The sequence below is a fragment of the Neobacillus drentensis genome, assembly GCF_036965245.1.
In the GTDB taxonomy this organism is placed as follows: Bacteria; Bacillota; Bacilli; order Bacillales; family Cytobacillaceae; genus Neobacillus; species Neobacillus drentensis_G.
In genome coordinates, this window is the sequence record NZ_JBALPG010000098.1 from 1,273 (window position 1) to 3,603 (window position 2,331).

The 2,331-nt window shown below is 37.7% G+C and carries 1 protein-coding gene; it reads left to right on the plus strand.

The window, feature by feature from the left end; genetic code table 11:
• The first annotated feature begins 410 nt into the window (after window positions 1–410).
• A complete protein-coding gene (locus V7150_RS18720; RefSeq protein WP_335521338.1) occupies window positions 411–2,195 on the plus strand; it encodes a S9 family peptidase in 1,785 nt (594 codons plus the stop codon).
• Window positions 2,196–2,331 lie beyond the last annotated feature (136 nt).

Here is a 2,331-nt window from a genome sequence, read left to right on the forward strand (position 1 = left end):
CCCGACCACCGGTATCAATTAAAGGTTAAAAGCCTTATGGGCCAATGCTTTGTGTAAATCAAAGTATTGGCCTTTTTTGTTTTTAGTCAACAAAAGTGTTGATCAAATCGTGTGGACATTAATTTACTTAATTTAAGAATATTAGTGGCTGTAATCCTAAAAGGAAGGGTTTTTAGGAGAGGCTTTGGAGAGATTGGTGAAAGTAACAAAATCAAGAGAATATTGATTTTCAATATCAAAAAAAGGAGAACATTAATTAAATAACAGTATTAAATCTTAATAGGGCATAATTCCCCTCCGGTTAAATAAAATGGATTGGAGAGTTTTATCCTGTCTTGTTTCATTTGACCTTCAATTGGTTCTCATTTGTAGAGAGCAATTGTTATTTCTTATTTGAATGGGGGAGTTTTATGGCTATTATTAGTTTGGAACCTTATTTACATGTTCGTACTGCAATAAATCCAGTATATGCTCCTGTTGGTAACAAGCTAAGCTTTATTGCGGATTATACTGGTTTACCACAGGTTTGGGAGCTCGATAGGGGGGAAGCTTGGCCTGCCCAAGTATCTTTTACAAAGGATAGAATTACCCTTGTTAAATATGTAAACGGTACATCTAATCTAATTATCGGGATGGATGTAGGGGGAAATGAAAAGCAGCAATTGTACTTACTAAAGAAGGACAGTACGATAATCGATCTAACGAACTCACCAGAACATGTTCATGATTACGGCGGGAGCTCTCCAGATGGAAAATGGATTGCCTGGTCCAGTAACCGCCGGCATCCGGCATATTTAGATATCTATATACAAAATCTCGAAACAATGGAAATTCGTCTTGTTTACAGTGAAAATGGGATGTTTGCTGTGGTTAAATGGTCCCCTGACGGAAAATCCCTTTTGATTCAAAAGATAAATTCAGCTCTGGACAATAATTTAGGTATGCTTGATCTTTCAACTGGGGTCCTGAACTGGGTCACAGAACATGCAGGTGAAGCAAGTTTTAAAAATGCCCATTTTAATAAGGGTGGAGATCATATCTATTTATTATCAAATAAAGACAGAGAATTCTTTGGGCTTGCTCTTATCAACTTACAGACTAAACATTTCGTTTGGCTGGAACTCGGAGAGTGGGATTTTGAAAATTTGGAAATGAATAAGGATAAAGATAAGCTGGCTTTTACGATTAATGAGGGGGGGATTTCCAAGGGCGTAATCTTAGACTTAAAGACAAGTTACCTTTATACATGGAAAACGCCATTAGGTGTTATATCCAATCTGAAATTTTCACCTGATAATCAAAAATTAGCATATGTATTTAATGGTCCGGCATATCCACCCGATATATGGGAACTTGATCTTAGGACCATTCAAGCAGAGAGGCTTACATATGTATCCCGCACGCCAGCTCTGAAGGAGAGATTGATTGAGCCGGAACTAATCACCTTTCATTCTTTCGACAACCTCCAAATTCCGGCGTTTTATTATCAGCCAAAAAACCCCACAAAGAAACTGCCTGTTGTCCTTTATATTCACGGTGGGCCCGAAAGCCAAAGCCGTGCTGTTTACAACCCAATCCTGCAATACTTGTTAAACATTGGTTATGCAGTTTGTACACCAAACGTTCGGGGTAGTACAGGTTATGGAAAAACGTATTCCCATCTTGATGATGTTCGGAAAAGAATGGACGCTGTACAGGATTTGGTTTATTTAGTTGAATGGCTAAAAGTGAATCGGAACATCGACTTTGACAAGATTTCAATCATGGGCGGCAGCTATGGAGGATTTATGGTTCTTGCTTCCATTACCCATTTTCCAAAGTATTGGGCTGCCGCCATTGATATTGTTGGAATTTCGAGTATTAAAACCTTCCTCAAAACAACAAGCCCCTGGCGTAAGAAACATAGGGAGGCTGAATATGGCACATTTGAAAGAGACGGAGAATTTTTTGATAGAATTGATCCATTGTATCATACAGAAAGAATCACCTCTCCGCTATTGGTTCTCCATGGGGAAAATGACACACGCGTTCCAATAAAAGAAGCCGAACAAATGGTCAATAAATTAAAGGAACGAAATCACCCAGTTGAATTTATTAGCTTCGAAGACGAGGGGCATCAAATCGAAAAACTTAAAAATAAGATTACAGCCTATACGGAAATTGTACAATTCCTCAAAAAGTATATTGGTAATTGATTGCGCAATGATGTCCTTTCACGTGGAAAGGAAATAAAATATATTTGGATTAAACGAATGGGACTTTCAAAATTGGAGGTCCTATTTTTCGTGTATACTATGCATGTTCAGTAATTTTATTCATTTGAAATATATC